Raw genomic sequence first — 14,319 nt, forward strand, 5'->3', positions numbered from 1 at the left:
TACTGCAGAAGTGACACGGTGACGTGGGGATCGATTCCGTCAATTATCTCTCACTCGTTTCGGTTGGCCGCCACCCCGACCGTCTCCCACCCGATCCGGCTGACCCCTACTCGATTCGATCGTTCAGATCCCGGTGGAGCATCGCGTCCGCGATCATCCCGCCGATCAGGAGCAGAGCGCCGACGGCGGCCGATCTCCTCCCTCGGCCGACCCGTTCTGTGCGACCGCCATCTGCGAGCGTCAGAACGCTGTCCGCCTCCGAACCTGCCGCGCCGCCCGTGACATCTGGATCGTCTGCGCCGCTCGCGCCGCCCGCGACATCTGTGCCGCTCGCGCCGCTCGCTGAATCCGCATCGGCCGACGGCACCGCCTCAGCATCCGATCGGAGGGGGTCGAGCGCGCCAACGGCCGCGCTGACCGCACCCCAGATCACGCCGACAGCGCCGGCGACGTACAGCCCCGAGCGAGCGGTCTGTGCAGGCGTCGTCCGCCGGACGGACAGTCGCCAGAGGAACGTCCGGAGGAGCATGAGCGAGACGAGCGGGACGTAGGTCCGGTAGTCGATGTGACTCTTCTCGTCGCGGTATCGCGCCGAGATGGGCACGTCGAGCACGCGGAACTCGTTGGCGCTGAGCCGCACGAGCAGGTCGTTGCAGTAGCCGTAGAACTCGTACATGTCCTCGATTTCAGCGCCATCGAGCGCGGCCGCGGAGATGGCGGTGTACCCGTTCTGCGGGTCGCCAATACGCCAGTACCCGCTGGCGATCCGCGTGAGCAGCGAGAGGACGACGTTGCCGACGTACCGGAGCCGCGGCATCTCCTCGCGGTCCGCCGACGTGAGCAGCCGATTGCCCTTGACGTAGTCGGCCCGTCCCTCGGCGACGGGCTCGATCACGGCCTCCAGCTTGTCCGGGTCCATCTGCCCGTCCCCGGCCATGACCGCGGTGACTCCGATGCCGTCGCGGCGGGCCCGAAGGTACCCGGTCTTGATCGCGCCGCCCACGCCGCGGTTCCGCTCGTGGCGGATCGGTACGACCCGCGGAACGAACGGCTCGCCGTCGGGACCACGGCCGCCGTCTCCGTGGAGGATCCCCTCGACCGGGTCGCGCTCGTCGCCAGGTCTGCCGCTGCCGTCGCCGTCGTCGCTAGGTCTGCCGCTGCCGTCGCCGCCGTGATCGCCGTCGTGATCATCGCCGCCGATATCGGTGCCCTCCCTCCGAACGAGGTCGTGGAGTTCCCGCGATCTGGCGTTGACGCGGTCGGCGACCCGTCGAATCTCGGCCCACGTCTCGTCGGTCGATCGGTCGTCGACGACGTAGACCCTGTCGACGTACGCCGGAAGGGTCTCGATCACCTCGCCGACGAGCCCCTCCTCGTTGTATGCCGGTACGACGACGCCGACCGTTGTCTCCTCGTACATGGGTATGTGCCCGTTCCGTCCCGGGCGTTCGTCCGTATCCGGGAAGCGTTCGCGCATTGTTATGGTCCGGTTGGTCGCCGTCCGTTCCGCTCCACCGGCGAACGGCCGAAACGTCATCGGTCCCCAGAATGGCCGCACTCAACCGCCGTCCCCGTCGTGCGACGGCGTCTCGAAGTAGCATCCGCATAACAACCACGATCGGAACGGTCGGCAGTCGACATGAGCCGCGTGAACGACCCGGACGCCGCGGGCCCGGCCCGCGGACGGTTCAGCGACCCGCCGGACGCCGTCAGGAACGGCGTTCCGAGCTGGACGACCGTCGACGATCCGCCGAGCGAAATCGACGACGACACGTTGTCCGCGCTGACGGAGGCGACCGCCGGCGGAACCCTCAGGGAGGCCCTCGCGAGGACGTTTCCCGGAGCGCAAAACGGCGGCCCGGCCGGCGTTGACGAGTGCGCCGCTCGCGACGCGCTGTTCGTCGATCCGGCCGATGTCTGGCGGATCCCCGTCGCCGACGCCATCGGCGGGCGCTGTCTCGACGTCAACGCCGGTGTCGGGACGCGGTCGCTGCTTCTGGCGGAGCTCGCGGACTCTGTCGATGCCGCCGACACGGAGCTCGAATCGCTGTCGTTCCTCGCCGCGCGCGACGACTACGCCGGCGGAGACCGCGTGATACCGATCCACGCCGAACCGACCGCGCTTCCGAAACCGTCGGACCCGTACGACACGGTCGTCGCCGACCTCGCGGGACCGAATCGACCGGTCTCGCTGTCGAAGACGGTGGAGGATCTGACCGAGCACCTCGCGCCGGACGGCGCGCTCCTGCTGCTGCTCGACGGATGGCCGCGCCTCGCCGGCCTCACCGACGCGGTCGGATTCGGTGCGCCGAATCGGCCGGGAGGCGGCCGGACGCTCTCGCGGGCGTACGGGGCGTTCGGGCCGGGGGGAACGGGCGTCCGCGGCTACGAGCGGCGTCTCTCGTCGCTCGGGTTCGAGGACGTGGATCTGTACGGGTTGGTTCCGGATTCCACCGATCCGTCGTACGTGATCCCTATCGACGACGCCGGTGCCGTCCGCCGACTGTTCGCCGCCGGAAACGCCGGAAACGCCGTCGATCGGCTGGCCGTCCGAGGGGCGGGATTCGCCCGGAGAACCGGCGTCCTCGACGGGTGCTGGCCGGCGTACCTCGCGGTCTGTCGTGGCGGTTCCGGGACGGACTCAAAGTCCGGTGGAGACGACGGAGAGCCGCTCGACGTACGGGAAGGCAACGGCCTGCCGACGCCCGAGATGCGCGGGCTGGTGACTCGCGGCGGCGGTCGATCGACGGTCCTGGTCGACGGAGACGACGGCTCGCTGGCCGGCGTCACGAAGGTGCCGCACAGACGGGCGCACGCGGAATTCGTGCTCGACGAGTGTCGGACGATGCGAGCGCTTCGAGAGCGGGACGGGGCCGGGCCCGATCGGCCGGGAATTCTCGGCGGCGACGAGTCGACGCCGGTCCCCGAAACGATCCCGTCAGGGACGGTGACGATGACGCGGTTCGGTCCCACGTACAGCGAGGAACCGGCACGCGGCGTGCCGCTCTCGGGATCCCTCTCGCGGGATCCGGAGCGGTTTCGACGGGTCCTCGAGCGAGGGCTCGACTGGTTGGCTCGAATGCAACTGCGCTACGGAGGCGACCCGTTCGAGCAGTCTCCTGTAGCCGTCGCAGCGGATCTCCGGTTCGAGGAATTCGGACTGGAGCCGCCGCCGGTCGACGAGCCGATCCGGCTGTTCGAGGCCCCGTGTCACGGCGACTTTCATCCGAAGAACGTCTTCGTCGAGCGGGGAGACGGTCACGGAAACGCTTCAGCGACGGGGGGAGACCCCGGATCGGTCACGGCCGTTATCGACTGGGAGCTCGGCGACGTCGCCGACAACCCGATCGTCGATCCGGCCTTCTTCGTACTTCAGACGGCACGGCTGGCGTTCGGCGGGTTGGAGGAGGGAATCGACGGCGCACTCGCGTCGCCCGGCCCGCACGCGGACGCGGTTCGAGACGCGGTCGGCGACTACTGCGACGCCGTGGGGCTCTCCCGCCGCGCGTTCACGACGTATCTCCCCATGGTGTGGATCCGGCGGCTCCGGCGTTGTTCGGCGCGCGGAGCCACCGCCAGTTACAGCGGTCGCGCGCTCCGTCGAGCGAGCGACGTGCGGACCGTCTGGGACCGCCGGTCGGAGATTTGGGCCATCCTCGACGAGTGATAGGAGCCGAGTGAATGCGGAAAGGCGTGGTATCCGGCCCATACCTTTGGCCGTCGTTCGAGTGTTCCCCGTATGGCCACCGCCAGCGACCCAACCGAACTTCCGCGCGTCGTCGACGACTGCGAGATCGGCGAGGGGACCGAGATCGCCCCCTTCGCCGTGCTCTCCGACTGCGAGTTCGGCCGCGACTGCCGCGTGTGGCGGTTCGTCAACTGCTACGGGGCGGCGTTCGGCGACGGGGTGATGATCGGTTCGTTCGCCGAGATCCAGTCCGACGTCGTCGTGGGCGACCGCACTCGGATCCAGTCGCACGCGTTCGTTCCCTCCCTCACGCGAATCGGTGACGACGTCTTCGTCAGCCACGGCGCGAAGTTCGTCAACGACCTGTACCCGCCGAGCGGCGACCCCGACGCCTGGGAGCCGACGGTCATCGGGAACGGTGCGTCGATCGGGACGAACGCGACGCTGCTCCCGGTAGAGATCGGCGAGAACGCGACCGTCGGTGCGGGTGCCGTCGTCGTCGACGACGTGCCGCCGAACGCGACCGTCGCCGGGAATCCCGCGCGGATCGTCGGCGACGGCGGAGAATAGACCGATCCCGATAACACGCGAGTTTGCTACGGGAGGTCGCCGGAAAGGCCCCCGTCCGTCTCCGACACGCCGTCGACCTTCGAGGTTCCGTCCGCATCCGACGCCCCACCTGCCTCCGAGACCGTCGGGGGCCCGGATCGCTCCGAGCGGTCGATTTCGACCGCGTTCCGCGTCTCGGCCGAGCGCGTCGCGTCCTCCAGCAACTCCACCGCGCGAGCGCCGACACGGCCCGGAGACCTGAGTGTCGCTTCTCCCCGGCTCGCGGCGACGAACTCTTCGATCTCGGCGCGGAGCGGCTCTCGATTCGGCGCTTCGTGGACCTGCTTTCCCTCGTCGCGGACGGTCAGCGACCCGTTATCCTCGACGACGCGACTGTCGTACAGTTCGACCACGTTGTCCTCGAGGTAGTCGACGTACGCCGCCTTCTCCGAACCGACGACGACGAGATCGCGCCGCTTTCCGAACACGGGGACCTGCCAGGACTCGTTGATGACGCTTGTCGCGCCGTCGTACTCCAACACGAGCGTGGCGGTCTCGTCGATGCCCTCGCGGACCGCGTCGTCGAGCGAGCAGTACACCCGCTCGGGGTCCTCGCCGAGCAGGTATCCGGAGACGTCGACGTCGTGGACGCCGAGCGAGTAGAGAGCACCGGCCGTCTCGCGCGGCGCGCGGAACGAGAATCGGGAGGTGGAGAGGTACTTGATCCGCCCGAGTTCCCCGCGATCGATCCGTCGCTTGAGGTCGATCAGCGCGGGGTGGTGGCGAAAGATGTGCCCGACCGCGAGCGTTCGATCGTGCTCCCGAGCGACGTCGACGATATCCCAGGCGTCGGCCGAGTCGATCGCCAGCGGCTTCTCGACGAGCACGTCGACGCCGGCCGCCAAGAGGTCGGTCGCGATCGCGTGGTGCGACGGTGACGGCGTCGACACCGTCACCGCTTCGACGCCGATCTCCGGCAGCCGCTCGTAGTCGGTCACGCCCCTGACGCCGTAGCTCTCCGTGAGATCGGCGAGGCGCTCCTCGTCGAGATCGCACAGCACCACGTCGTCGATGACGCCCTCCTCGGCTAGCTCGGCGGCGACCCGGACGTGGTTGCTCCCCCAGTAGCCGGTGCCGACGACGCCGTATATCATCGGTAGAACTCCGCGATCGTCCGGGCAACGTACTCTACGTCGGACTCCGAGATGGCGGGGTGCATCGGTAGCGACACGATCCGGTCGACGAGCCGCTCGCTCCGCGGAAGGTCGACGTCGCCGACGCGTTCTGCGATCGCTGGGTGTTCGTGAAGCGCCGTGTCGTAGTGGATCCCGGTCTCGATTCCACGTTCGGCGAGGTGCTCCCGGAGCGCGTCGCGTTCAGGGACCTCGATCACGTAGAGGTGATAGACGTGGTGGCCGTTCTCGGGCTCTGTCGGCGTCCGCACCTCGGAAATCCCGGCGAGTCGTTCGGTGTAGCGGCCGGCCGCGAGGTTGCGGTTCTCGTTCCACCGATCCACCTTCGCGAGTTGGCCGAGGCCGACGGCGGCGCTCGTCTCGTCGAGCCGGTAGTTGAGTCCGAGCGAGGCGTGGACGCCGTCGTCGCCGCGACCGTGGTTTCGGAACTCGCGCATCCGCTCCGCGAGGTCGGCGTCGTCGGTCGTCACCATCCCGCCGTCGCCGGCGACGGTCATGTTCTTCGACGGGTAGAAGCTGAACGCGCCGACGTCGCCGGCAGCGCCCGCCGTCTCGCCGTCTCGGCTGGCGAAGTGGGCCTGACACGCGTCCTCCAGCACGAACAGGTCGTGTTCGTCGGCGATGCCGCGGATCGCCCCCATGTCGGCCATTCCGCCGTAGATGTGGACCGGGATCACCGCAGCCGGGTTCGCGGCCCCGTCGACCGCCTCGGCGAGCGCGTCCGGGTCCATCGTGTACGTGTCGGGGTCGACGTCGACGAACCGAGGCTCGGCCCCGAGCGCGAGGACGGGGCTAGCGGTCGCGAAGAACGTGTGTCCCGGGACGAACACGTCGTCGCCGGCCTCCACCCCGCCGGCCCGGAGTGCGAGGAGAAGCGCCGCCGTGCCGCTGGAGACGCCGACCGCGTGGTCGACGCCCGCGCGCTCGGCGAACCGGTCCTCGAACCGTTCGAGCACGGGGCCTTTCACGTACCGTCCCCCTTCGAGGACGGACACGACGTCCGCGACGGTGTCGCCGTCGACACCGATCCGGGTGAAGTCGACGGTGGTTTCCTTTGGCGCGGCGGTCGAATCGGACGAGTCCGCGGCCGTCTCAGATACGTCCGCGGCCGTCTCGGATACGTCCGCGGCCATCTCGGTCGTGCCCGCGGTCGTTCCGGGTGAGTCCGCGGCGGACTCCGTCGCCTCGGCTATCGGTTCGGTCGGATCGGAGCTGTCTGTCATCGCTCGATACTGCCGGCCGGGGTGGTTTGTTATACGTCGGGTACCCGTCGAATTCCGCCGTGAAGACCGTCGAGCGCCGCGCTCGGCCGGCGGGTAGGAGCCGGGTACTCCGCGCTCGGCCAGGGCTCTGACGCGGGGAGCGGCAGCCGTCACCAGGTACGATCTTCATAACAAACACCCCGTACGGACAGGACCCGATGATGCAAGCAGTTGTACTCGCGGCCGGCAGGGGGACGCGCCTTCGACCGCTCACGGAGGAGACGCCGAAGGGGCTCGTCGAGGTCGACGGCCGACCCATTCTCACGCACTGTTTCGATCGGCTCGAGGCGCTCGACGCCGAGGAACTGATCGTCGTCATCGGCTACCGAGGGGACGACATCGTCGACCACTACGGCGACGAGTTCCGCGGGATACCGATCACGTACGCCACCCAGGCGGAACAGCTCGGACTGGCGGACGCGCTCAACACCGTCGAGGCGCACGTCGACGGGGAGTTCATGCTCATGCTCGGCGACAACGTGTTCGAGGCGAACCTCGAAGACGTGGTCCGGCGGCAGCGCGAGAGCCGGGTCGACGCCGCCTTCCTCGTCGAGGAGGTACCCTACGAGGAGGCGAGTCGCTACGGCGTCTGCGACACGAACGAGTACGGCGAGATCACGGACGTGGTGGAAAAGCCCGACGACCCGCCGTCGAATCTCGTCATGACCGGGTTCTACACGTTCTCGCCCGCGATCTTCCACGCGACGCGGCTCGTCGAACCCTCCGACCGCGGCGAGTACGAGCTCTCGGACGCCATCGACCTCCTCATCCGCTCGGGGCGGACCATCGACGCCATCGGACTGGACGGATGGCGGATCGACGTGGGGTACCCCGAGGATCGCGACGAGGCGGAACGGCTCCTTCGAGCGGCCGACGACCGCCGGACCGCCGCCGAACCGATCGAAGGGGCAACGGACGACTGATGACCGACACGAAGTTCCGCGACGACGGCGCGCGGCGCACCCCATTCAAGTCAAGCGAACCACACGAATTGGGAGGAGATGAAACAGCTATATACTCGGAGTCTTCACGTCTACGCAGTCGAGTAGCATGTATAGCGTATCCGAGCCGATCGGTGGTACACGAGGAGAGCCGCGCGAACGAACGACAGTCTTCGAGCACCCTGGAGACGATCCGATCGAGGTCGTGGTCACCGAGGCCGTCTCGACGGTCGCCGACGTGGACCCGGTACAGTTTGAGACGCGCCTGTACGACGCCGTCGATCCCGACTCGCTCCGGCGAGTCATTCGAAGCGGCGGCGCGGACGTCGAGGTCTCGTTCCGCTTCGGCGACTACCGCGTCACGCTCCTCGGTGACGAGCGAATCGCCATCACCGAGTCGTCGGAAACCGTCGACCGGTAAGCATCGATCGACCGACTCGGTCGACCGGAGGCGATCGTGAGCGAGTGGTTCTCCGACGAGGAGATGGATCGCATCGCTCGCTTCGCCGAGTCTCCCGGATACTCCCGGGATCCGACGATGCTGCTTCCCGAGGAGGATTCAGGCTCTGAGGAATCAGACTCAGAGGAGGAATCCGTCGAGGACGAAGCCGCAGCGGACGCCACGGACGGCGCTGGGTCGTCCAGCGCGCCGTCCGGGGGACCGCCGGCCGAGGAGTGACGAGCGTCTCAGGCGTCGTGTGAATCGTCTAACAGCCCCTGTGTCGTTATCTCGGTCCAGAGCTCCTCGCCGGATTCGGTGATCCCGTACACGCGGCCCTTCCGCCTGTCCTCCGAGACGAGCAGTTCGACGAGACCGCGTTCCCGGAGTCCGGACAGCGCGTGCGAGACGGCCGCGATCTCGACGTCCTCGTCCTCCGCGATCCCGGACGGCGTGGCCGGACTCTCGGCGAGGCGTTCGAGCACCGCCACGCGGTACTGCGAGCTTATGACGAATCCGATCCGGTCCCACTTGTCGGTCATCTCGCTCACTCACCCTCTTCGAAGGGGACGAGTCCGTCGGTCCCCCGTCCTCGGGTGACGTACTGGTAGTGAACGAGGCTCAACGCGGAAAACGCGACAAAAAAGAGCAGTCCGATCTGGATCGGATCGACGAAGTCGGGGTTCAAGAGCGCGACCAAGAGGTAAACGGCGATCCCGAACAGGGACAGCCCGCCGTACGCCACCGCCCACAGCGGCATTCGTGGCGGCGTGTGAAAGTACGAGGCCAGTTCGTCGACGCGCTCGGTGGCGGAGACCGTCCCCGCGTCGCGGTCGTACTCGATGACGCCGGCCTCGACCATCTTCGGGATGTGCGTCTGGTACAGCGAGACGTACGTCCGCTTCCGCTGTTGGGCAGTCAGCTCGTCGACGGGGACGCCGGTTTCCGCCGCCGCGAGATCGCCGGCGAGATCGCCGAGCTCGATGGGCTCGGACGCCTCCTGTAACCGGCGGAGAACGAAACGCCTTCGGGCGTTGCTCAGCAGGTCGAAGGCGATGTCTTGTGAGAGCGTGCGTGTGTCTATGTCAGGCATTCGAGGGTCCGTCTTCGGGCGGTCGTGATGGTTTCGGATCCCGGCAGTTACGCTTTGTTATCGAGACGCTACGTTCGGTATGCTCGTCGTGTCGCCGCGAGATGGACGGGTAAGTCCGTCATTACAATCCGACCGCTCCTCGGGGAGAGTGTCATATGCGCACGCGTTTCGTCTCCGACGGCGAGGGGAGATCCGTCAGCCGACTCGAACCCGCGACCGCAGGCTGTGCCGCCCCGTGGGACGAAGGGCACGGATTGGACGAACGGCACGGATTGGACGAACGGCACGGGTTGGACGCGGGCGGCGGATTGGACGCGAGGCGCGAATTGGACGCGGAACGCGAATGGCACACGAGGCGCGAATGAGACGCGAGTCGCGATTCCCGGCCGATCGACGCGAATCCGGACGCAACGGAATCGAGCGGGAAATTCCGCTCGATCTGGTCGGCGTCGGGGCGGTTCTCGCGGCGACGTTTCTGTCGCTGTCACTCGGTGCGGGCTCGTTTGTCCGGGTCGTTGCGAGCGTCGTCACCCTCTGTGTGCTTCCGGGATACGTCACGGTCGCGCTGTTGTTTCCGCACGTCGGCGGGGAGGGGACGAGCCGGGGGAGCGGGTCGAAGACGCGGATCTCGCTCCGCGAGCGCGGAGCGCTATCGTTCGGACTGAGTGTCGCGCTCGTTCCGCTCGTCGCCCTCCTCGGAAGCGCCGCCGGGTGGCTGTCACAGGGATTCACCGCGCGCGGTACTTTCGCGCTGATCGGCGCGTACGTCGCGGTCGTCGGGCTCCTCGCGGCGTATCGACGGCTTCGGCTCCCGGTCGCCGAGCGGTTCTTCCTCCCGATCGGCGCGTGGACGTCCGAGCTGCTCGACGGCGTCTCGACCGGATCGCGGGCCGAACGAGCGCTCACGATCGGGCTCGTCTGCAGCATCCTGCTTGCGATCGGCGCGTTCGGGTTTGCCGCGGCCACGCCCGTGCAGGGCGAGACGTACACCGACTTCCACCTGCTCACGACCGACGAGAGCGGCGAGTACGTCTCGTCGGGGTACCCGGACTCGCTCACGCGAGGGGAATCCACCGAGCTGTCGTGGGGGATACGGAGCTACGAGGCGGAGCCGGTCGACTACACCGTGGTGGCGACGCTCGAACGCGTCGTCGAGACGGACGGGTCTCTCACTCGAACCGAAACGGCGGAGCTGTACCGGGCGAACGCGACGCTCGCACCCGGGGACCACGAGATCGTCGACCACGAGATCGCGCCGCCGCTGGTCGGTGAGGACCTTCGGATCGCCTACTACCTCTACCGGGGCGACGCCCCCGAGACGCCGAGCGAAGAGACCGCGTACCGTCACCTCCGCGTCTGGGTCGACGTCGGGGTGAACGCGTAACCGTGTGGCCGTGGGAACACGCCGCGGTCGGATACCTGACGTACTCGGTCGCCGTCCACCTGCTCCGGCGACGGTCGCCGACCGGTCCGGAGGCGATCGCCGTCGTCAGCGCCTCCGTGCTCCCCGACGCGATCGACAAGCCGCTGGCGTGGGAGTTCGGCGTCTTCCCGTCCGGGTACGGGCTCGCCCACTCCGTGTTCTTCGCGGGGCCGCTCGCGGCGGTCGTCGTCGGAGTGGCCGCCGCGGCCGGCCGCTCGCGTGTCGGCGTCGCCTTCGCGACGGGGTACCTGCTCCACCTCGCGGGAGACGTGATGTCGCACCTCCTTCGCGACGGGACGCTTCCGGTCTCTCGCGTGCTCTGGCCGGTCGCGACGACCGAGTCCGCGTACCCGGACGGATTCGTCGGGACCCTCCGAGAATACGCCGGTGACGCCCTCTCCGACGTTCTCTCCGGACCGCCGTCACCCTACGTTCTCGTGGTCGTAGGGACTGTCGCCGGCTGCGTGCTTCTCTGGGTGTACGACGGCATGCCCGGCGTCAGCGGTCCAGCGCGGTATCTCCGCGAGCGCCTCGAAAAAAGATAGCCCGTTGCTACCGGCGACAACGGACTGCGTAACAATGGCCGATCCGCGGCGTTTCTCGGATACGATCCGAGTGCCATTCATGTTACCCAGATCCACCATCGGCGGCCGCGAACGAACCGCCACTGACGACTGCGAACGAACCGTCACCGACGACCGCGAACGGGGCGACAGATGACCGTTCAGATGGCTGACCCGCGGATCGGCGTGGCCGAGGTGGACCGCCTCGTCGACGTCGCCGTCGGCGGTCGGATCGCCGACGGACCGGAGGTCCGCGCGTTCGAATCGGCCTTCGCCGAGCGCTGCGGCGTCGGCCGCGGCGTCGCGACGTCCAACGGAACGACCGCGCTCCACGCGGCGCTCACGGGGCTGGGGATCGGTCCCGGCGACCGCGTCGTCACCACGCCGTTCTCGTTCGTCGCGACCGCGAACGCGGTTCGGCTCGTCGGAGGCACACCCGTGTTCGCCGACGTGGACGCCGAGACGCTGAACCTCGATCCTGCGGCCGTGCGGGACACGGTGGACGCGCTCGACGGCAACGTCGACGCGATCCTCGCGGTTCACCTGTACGGGCTGCCCGCGCCGATGACAGAACTGCGGACGATAGCCGACGAGCTTGGCGTCCCGCTCATCGAAGACGCCGCGCAGGCACACGGCGCGACCCTCGACGGCCGACCCGTCGGGTCGCTGGGGGACGCCGCCTGCTTCTCGTTTTACCCGACGAAGAACATGACGACGGGCGAGGGCGGGATGGTGCTCACGGACGACGACGCGCTCGCCGACCGTGTCGAGCGGTTCATCAACCACGGGCGGACGGCCGCGTACGAGCATGCCGACGTCGGACACAACTTCCGACTCACGAGCCTCGGCGCTGGAATCGGACGGGCGCAACTCGATCGGCTTCACGAGTTCGTCGAGACGCGGCGGCGGAACGCGGGGCGATACGACGACGCGCTCGCGGACCAGCCGGCGGTGACCGCGCCGCCGGATCCGTCGAACGGCCGGCACGCGTACCACCAGTACACGGTTCGGACCGAGCACCGCGACGCGCTTCGCTCGCACCTCGCGGATTCGGGGATCGACGCGGGGGTGTACTACCCGGTTCCGATCCACCGTCAGCCCGCCTACGACGGGGTCGACGCGCAGGCACCGGTTGCCGAGCGCGCCGCGGAAATCGTGCTGTCCGTTCCGGTCCACCCGGCCCTGCGACGGGACGAGGTGGAGTCGGTCGCGGACGCGCTCGCGGGGTTCGATCCATGACGATCCCCGTCGGCGTGCTCGGCGTCGGGAGCATGGGTCGTCACCACGCCCGGGTGTACCGGGAATCACCGAACGCGGAGCTGGTCGGCGTGAGCGACGTCGACGACGAGCGGGCCGCGTCGGTCGCGGCGGAGTACGGGACCAGGGCGCTCTCCACCGAGTCGCTGCTCGAGGCCGCGGACGCGGTCTCGGTCGCCGTCCCGAGCCGGTACCACCGTGCGGTCGGGGTGGCGGCGCTCGAGGCCGGCGTGCACGCGCTCGTCGAGAAGCCGATCGCGTCGACGATGGCGGACGCCGAGGCGCTGGTCTCGACCGCGACCGAGGCGGGCGTGACGCTGCAGGTCGGTCACGTCGAGCGGTTCAACCCCGCGATACGGACGGTGAGCGAGTTCGTCGACGACCTCGATCTCATCGCCGTCGACGCCCGGCGGCTCGGCCCGCCGGTCGACGACGGTCGCGACGTGGGCGACGGGGTCGTCCTCGACCTGATGATCCACGACCTCGACATCGTCCGATCCCTGGTCGGAGCGGACGTGGTCGACGTGACCGCGTCCGGGAGCCCGGACGGCCAGTACGTCGCGGCGACGCTCGGGTTCGAGAACGACGTCGTCGGGTCGCTGACCGCGAGCCGAGTCACCCAGCGGAAGGTCAGGGAGCTGACGCTGACGGCCGCCGACTGCCAGATAACCGTCGATTACATCGACCGATCGGTGCGGATCCACCGGCGGACGACCCCGGAGTTCCTCGTCGACGACGGGGATCTCAGGTACCGAAGCGAGCGGACCGTGGAGCGGCCGACCGTCGACAACGGTGAGCCGCTCAAAGCGGAGATCGACGCCTTCCTCGACGCGGTTCGCGACGGGACGGAGCCGGTCGTGACCGGCCGGGACGGTGCCGAGGCGCTCTCGCTCGCGCACCGCATCCGTGCGGCGCTGGCCCCGGTCGATCCGCCGCGTACGGAGATAGACGCCTTGCAGTGAGCCGGCGGGGCGGTAACGGTGATCTAACAATGTCCCGTCGCCACGGGAACCGGCCATGCGACCGAGTTCGCTGATCCCGTTCATCGACCGCGACGGCGAGAAACCGACCCGAGACGAAGAGCGAACGGTGTCCGAGGGGGAACGTGAACTCGACGCCGGGCGCGGAGAGCGAAGCGGACCCGACGGCCGCGGAGGGCAAAGCGGACCCGACGACGTGACCGCGAGGAACATTTCGGGGTTCGACAGCGATGTCGAGGTGGATCGGTACGACCGAAAGGTCCGAGACGGGCTCCTCGCGGCCGAGCGAGAAGTTGTCGATCGGTACTACGAGCCCGGAGACGCCGTTCTCGACGTCGGATGCGGGGTGGGGAGAACGACCGTCCAACTCGACGAGCGAGGGATGAACGTCGTCGGCGTCGACGTCAGTCGCGGGCAGATCGCGCGAGCGAGAGAACGGTTTCCGGAGCTCACCCTCGGCGTCGGCGACGCGGTCGATCTCGTGTTCCCGGACGACGCGTTCGATCACGTGTTGTTTTCGAATAACGGACTCGACTGTATCCACCCCGAATCGGCCCGACTCGACGCGCTCCGCGAACTCCGGCGCGTCCTCGACCCGAACGGGACCCTCGCGTTCTCCTCGCGGAACATGTGGTACCGGTTCCCCGCCCTGCTGTTCGACCGAGGATTCGTCTCCCGGTACTATCTGACGCCGACGAACCGGCGACGGCTGTTCGATCCGTACAAGCGGATTGAAGACGAGGGGGGCACGTTCGAACTCTACTCCACGACGCCGAGACGCCAGTTCACGCAGCTCCGCGAATGCGGGTTTCGACCGCTCGCCATCGTCGGGAAGCGGAGGGGGATCGCGCGGTTTTTCGAGAACCGGCCCTACTACGTCGCGACACCCGCGAGCGAGTGACCGACCGCGCCGCCGGCCCGGATCGCGTGA

At 68.4% G+C, this 14,319-nt stretch carries 16 protein-coding genes; 11 read left to right on the top strand and 5 right to left on the bottom strand.

The genetic code is table 11. The features are described 5' to 3' along the window. Window positions 1–106: 106 nt before the first annotated feature. Entirely contained in the window at window positions 107–1,420 is a 1,314-nt protein-coding gene (locus tag ACFQEY_RS10305) for a glycosyltransferase (RefSeq protein WP_379768176.1), read from the bottom strand. Between the two features lie 219 nt (window positions 1,421–1,639). On the opposite strand from ACFQEY_RS10305, the gene ACFQEY_RS10310 reads away from it, so the two are divergent. Next, window positions 1,640–3,667 carry a hypothetical protein gene (locus ACFQEY_RS10310; protein ID WP_379768178.1) on the top strand — a complete coding sequence of 676 codons (2,028 nt, stop codon included), beginning with the start codon at window positions 1,640–1,642 and terminating at the stop codon, window positions 3,665–3,667. Between the two features lie 72 nt (window positions 3,668–3,739). Continuing rightward, window positions 3,740–4,258 (top strand): acyltransferase, encoded by a 519-nt coding sequence (locus ACFQEY_RS10315; RefSeq protein WP_379768180.1) that lies wholly within the window; start codon window positions 3,740–3,742, stop codon window positions 4,256–4,258. Between the two features lie 26 nt (window positions 4,259–4,284). Here the strand turns inward: ACFQEY_RS10315 and ACFQEY_RS10320 are convergent, their stop codons facing one another. After that, complete coding sequence (locus ACFQEY_RS10320) at window positions 4,285–5,391, bottom strand: Gfo/Idh/MocA family protein (RefSeq protein ID WP_379768182.1); 1,107 nt, start codon at window positions 5,389–5,391, stop codon at window positions 4,285–4,287. Continuing rightward, entirely contained in the window at window positions 5,388–6,653 is a 1,266-nt protein-coding gene (locus ACFQEY_RS10325) for a DegT/DnrJ/EryC1/StrS family aminotransferase (RefSeq protein ID WP_379768184.1), read from the bottom strand. Before ACFQEY_RS10325 ends, ACFQEY_RS10320 begins: the two co-directional genes overlap by 4 nt. A gap of 200 nt (window positions 6,654–6,853) precedes the next feature. Between ACFQEY_RS10325 and aglF the strand changes: the two genes are divergently transcribed. From aglF to ACFQEY_RS10340, 3 genes are all read left to right on the top strand, one after another. After that, a complete protein-coding gene (gene aglF, locus ACFQEY_RS10330; protein WP_379768270.1) occupies window positions 6,854–7,615 on the top strand; it encodes a UTP--glucose-1-phosphate uridylyltransferase AglF in 762 nt (253 codons plus the stop codon). Between the two features lie 127 nt (window positions 7,616–7,742). Continuing rightward, the gene (locus tag ACFQEY_RS10335; RefSeq protein WP_379768186.1) at window positions 7,743–8,054 is read left to right on the top strand and encodes a HalOD1 output domain-containing protein; all 312 of its coding nucleotides are present in this window, start codon (window positions 7,743–7,745) and stop codon (window positions 8,052–8,054) included. A 36-nt stretch (window positions 8,055–8,090) separates the two neighbouring features. Beyond that, window positions 8,091–8,312: a hypothetical protein gene (locus ACFQEY_RS10340; protein WP_379768188.1), complete on the top strand. Its 222-nt coding sequence runs from the start codon at window positions 8,091–8,093 to the stop codon at window positions 8,310–8,312. Window positions 8,313–8,320: 8 nt separating this feature from the next. On the opposite strand, the gene ACFQEY_RS10345 is transcribed toward ACFQEY_RS10340, so the two are convergent. After that, window positions 8,321–8,614, bottom strand: a complete 294-nt coding sequence (locus ACFQEY_RS10345; protein ID WP_379768190.1) for an ArsR family transcriptional regulator — start codon at window positions 8,612–8,614, stop codon at window positions 8,321–8,323. A 5-nt stretch (window positions 8,615–8,619) separates the two neighbouring features. Beyond that, window positions 8,620–9,165 carry a DUF7344 domain-containing protein gene (locus ACFQEY_RS10350; RefSeq protein ID WP_379768192.1) on the bottom strand — a complete coding sequence of 182 codons (546 nt, stop codon included), beginning with the start codon at window positions 9,163–9,165 and terminating at the stop codon, window positions 8,620–8,622. Window positions 9,166–9,320: 155 nt separating this feature from the next. On the opposite strand from ACFQEY_RS10350, the gene ACFQEY_RS10355 reads away from it, so the two are divergent. From ACFQEY_RS10355 to ACFQEY_RS10380, 6 genes are all read left to right on the top strand, one after another. Next, on the top strand, window positions 9,321–9,530 hold the full coding sequence (locus ACFQEY_RS10355) for a hypothetical protein (protein WP_379768194.1): 210 nt from the start codon (window positions 9,321–9,323) through the stop codon (window positions 9,528–9,530). Beyond that, window positions 9,527–10,549, top strand: a complete 1,023-nt coding sequence (locus ACFQEY_RS10360) for a DUF1616 domain-containing protein (RefSeq protein ID WP_379768196.1) — start codon at window positions 9,527–9,529, stop codon at window positions 10,547–10,549. The genes ACFQEY_RS10355 and ACFQEY_RS10360 overlap by 4 nt, the downstream gene beginning before the upstream one ends. Window positions 10,550–10,551: 2 nt before the next feature. Next, window positions 10,552–11,133 carry a metal-dependent hydrolase gene (locus tag ACFQEY_RS10365; protein ID WP_379768198.1) on the top strand — a complete coding sequence of 194 codons (582 nt, stop codon included), beginning with the start codon at window positions 10,552–10,554 and terminating at the stop codon, window positions 11,131–11,133. Between the two features lie 171 nt (window positions 11,134–11,304). Continuing rightward, on the top strand, window positions 11,305–12,390 hold the full coding sequence (locus ACFQEY_RS10370) for a DegT/DnrJ/EryC1/StrS family aminotransferase (RefSeq protein WP_379768200.1): 1,086 nt from the start codon (window positions 11,305–11,307) through the stop codon (window positions 12,388–12,390). Next, window positions 12,387–13,370, top strand: a complete 984-nt coding sequence (locus ACFQEY_RS10375; RefSeq protein ID WP_379768202.1) for a Gfo/Idh/MocA family oxidoreductase — start codon at window positions 12,387–12,389, stop codon at window positions 13,368–13,370. The genes ACFQEY_RS10370 and ACFQEY_RS10375 overlap by 4 nt, the downstream gene beginning before the upstream one ends. A gap of 55 nt (window positions 13,371–13,425) precedes the next feature. After that, complete coding sequence (locus tag ACFQEY_RS10380) at window positions 13,426–14,289, top strand: class I SAM-dependent methyltransferase (RefSeq protein ID WP_379768204.1); 864 nt, start codon at window positions 13,426–13,428, stop codon at window positions 14,287–14,289. The last annotated feature ends 30 nt before the right edge of the window (window positions 14,290–14,319 follow it).

This window comes from Halorubrum trueperi (genome assembly GCF_042662525.1).
In the GTDB taxonomy this organism is placed as follows: domain Archaea; phylum Halobacteriota; class Halobacteria; order Halobacteriales; family Haloferacaceae; genus Halorubrum; species Halorubrum trueperi.

Coding starts and splice junctions, on each gene's coding strand:
- aglF (WP_379768270.1), top strand. CDS start 6,854: ATGCAAGCAGTTGTACTCGCGGCCGGCAGGGGGACGCGCCTTCGACCG.
- ACFQEY_RS10325 (WP_379768184.1), bottom strand. CDS start 6,653: ATGACAGACAGCTCCGATCCGACCGAACCGATAGCCGAGGCGACGGAG.
- ACFQEY_RS10360 (WP_379768196.1), top strand. CDS start 9,527: ATGAGACGCGAGTCGCGATTCCCGGCCGATCGACGCGAATCCGGACGC.
- ACFQEY_RS10350 (WP_379768192.1), bottom strand. CDS start 9,165: ATGCCTGACATAGACACACGCACGCTCTCACAAGACATCGCCTTCGAC.
- ACFQEY_RS10380 (WP_379768204.1), top strand. CDS start 13,426: ATGCGACCGAGTTCGCTGATCCCGTTCATCGACCGCGACGGCGAGAAA.
- ACFQEY_RS10370 (WP_379768200.1), top strand. CDS start 11,305: ATGACCGTTCAGATGGCTGACCCGCGGATCGGCGTGGCCGAGGTGGAC.
- ACFQEY_RS10345 (WP_379768190.1), bottom strand. CDS start 8,614: ATGACCGACAAGTGGGACCGGATCGGATTCGTCATAAGCTCGCAGTAC.
- ACFQEY_RS10315 (WP_379768180.1), top strand. CDS start 3,740: ATGGCCACCGCCAGCGACCCAACCGAACTTCCGCGCGTCGTCGACGAC.
- ACFQEY_RS10305 (WP_379768176.1), bottom strand. CDS start 1,420: ATGTACGAGGAGACAACGGTCGGCGTCGTCGTACCGGCATACAACGAG.
- ACFQEY_RS10320 (WP_379768182.1), bottom strand. CDS start 5,391: ATGATATACGGCGTCGTCGGCACCGGCTACTGGGGGAGCAACCACGTC.
- ACFQEY_RS10375 (WP_379768202.1), top strand. CDS start 12,387: ATGACGATCCCCGTCGGCGTGCTCGGCGTCGGGAGCATGGGTCGTCAC.
- ACFQEY_RS10335 (WP_379768186.1), top strand. CDS start 7,743: ATGTATAGCGTATCCGAGCCGATCGGTGGTACACGAGGAGAGCCGCGC.
- ACFQEY_RS10355 (WP_379768194.1), top strand. CDS start 9,321: ATGCGCACGCGTTTCGTCTCCGACGGCGAGGGGAGATCCGTCAGCCGA.
- ACFQEY_RS10310 (WP_379768178.1), top strand. CDS start 1,640: ATGAGCCGCGTGAACGACCCGGACGCCGCGGGCCCGGCCCGCGGACGG.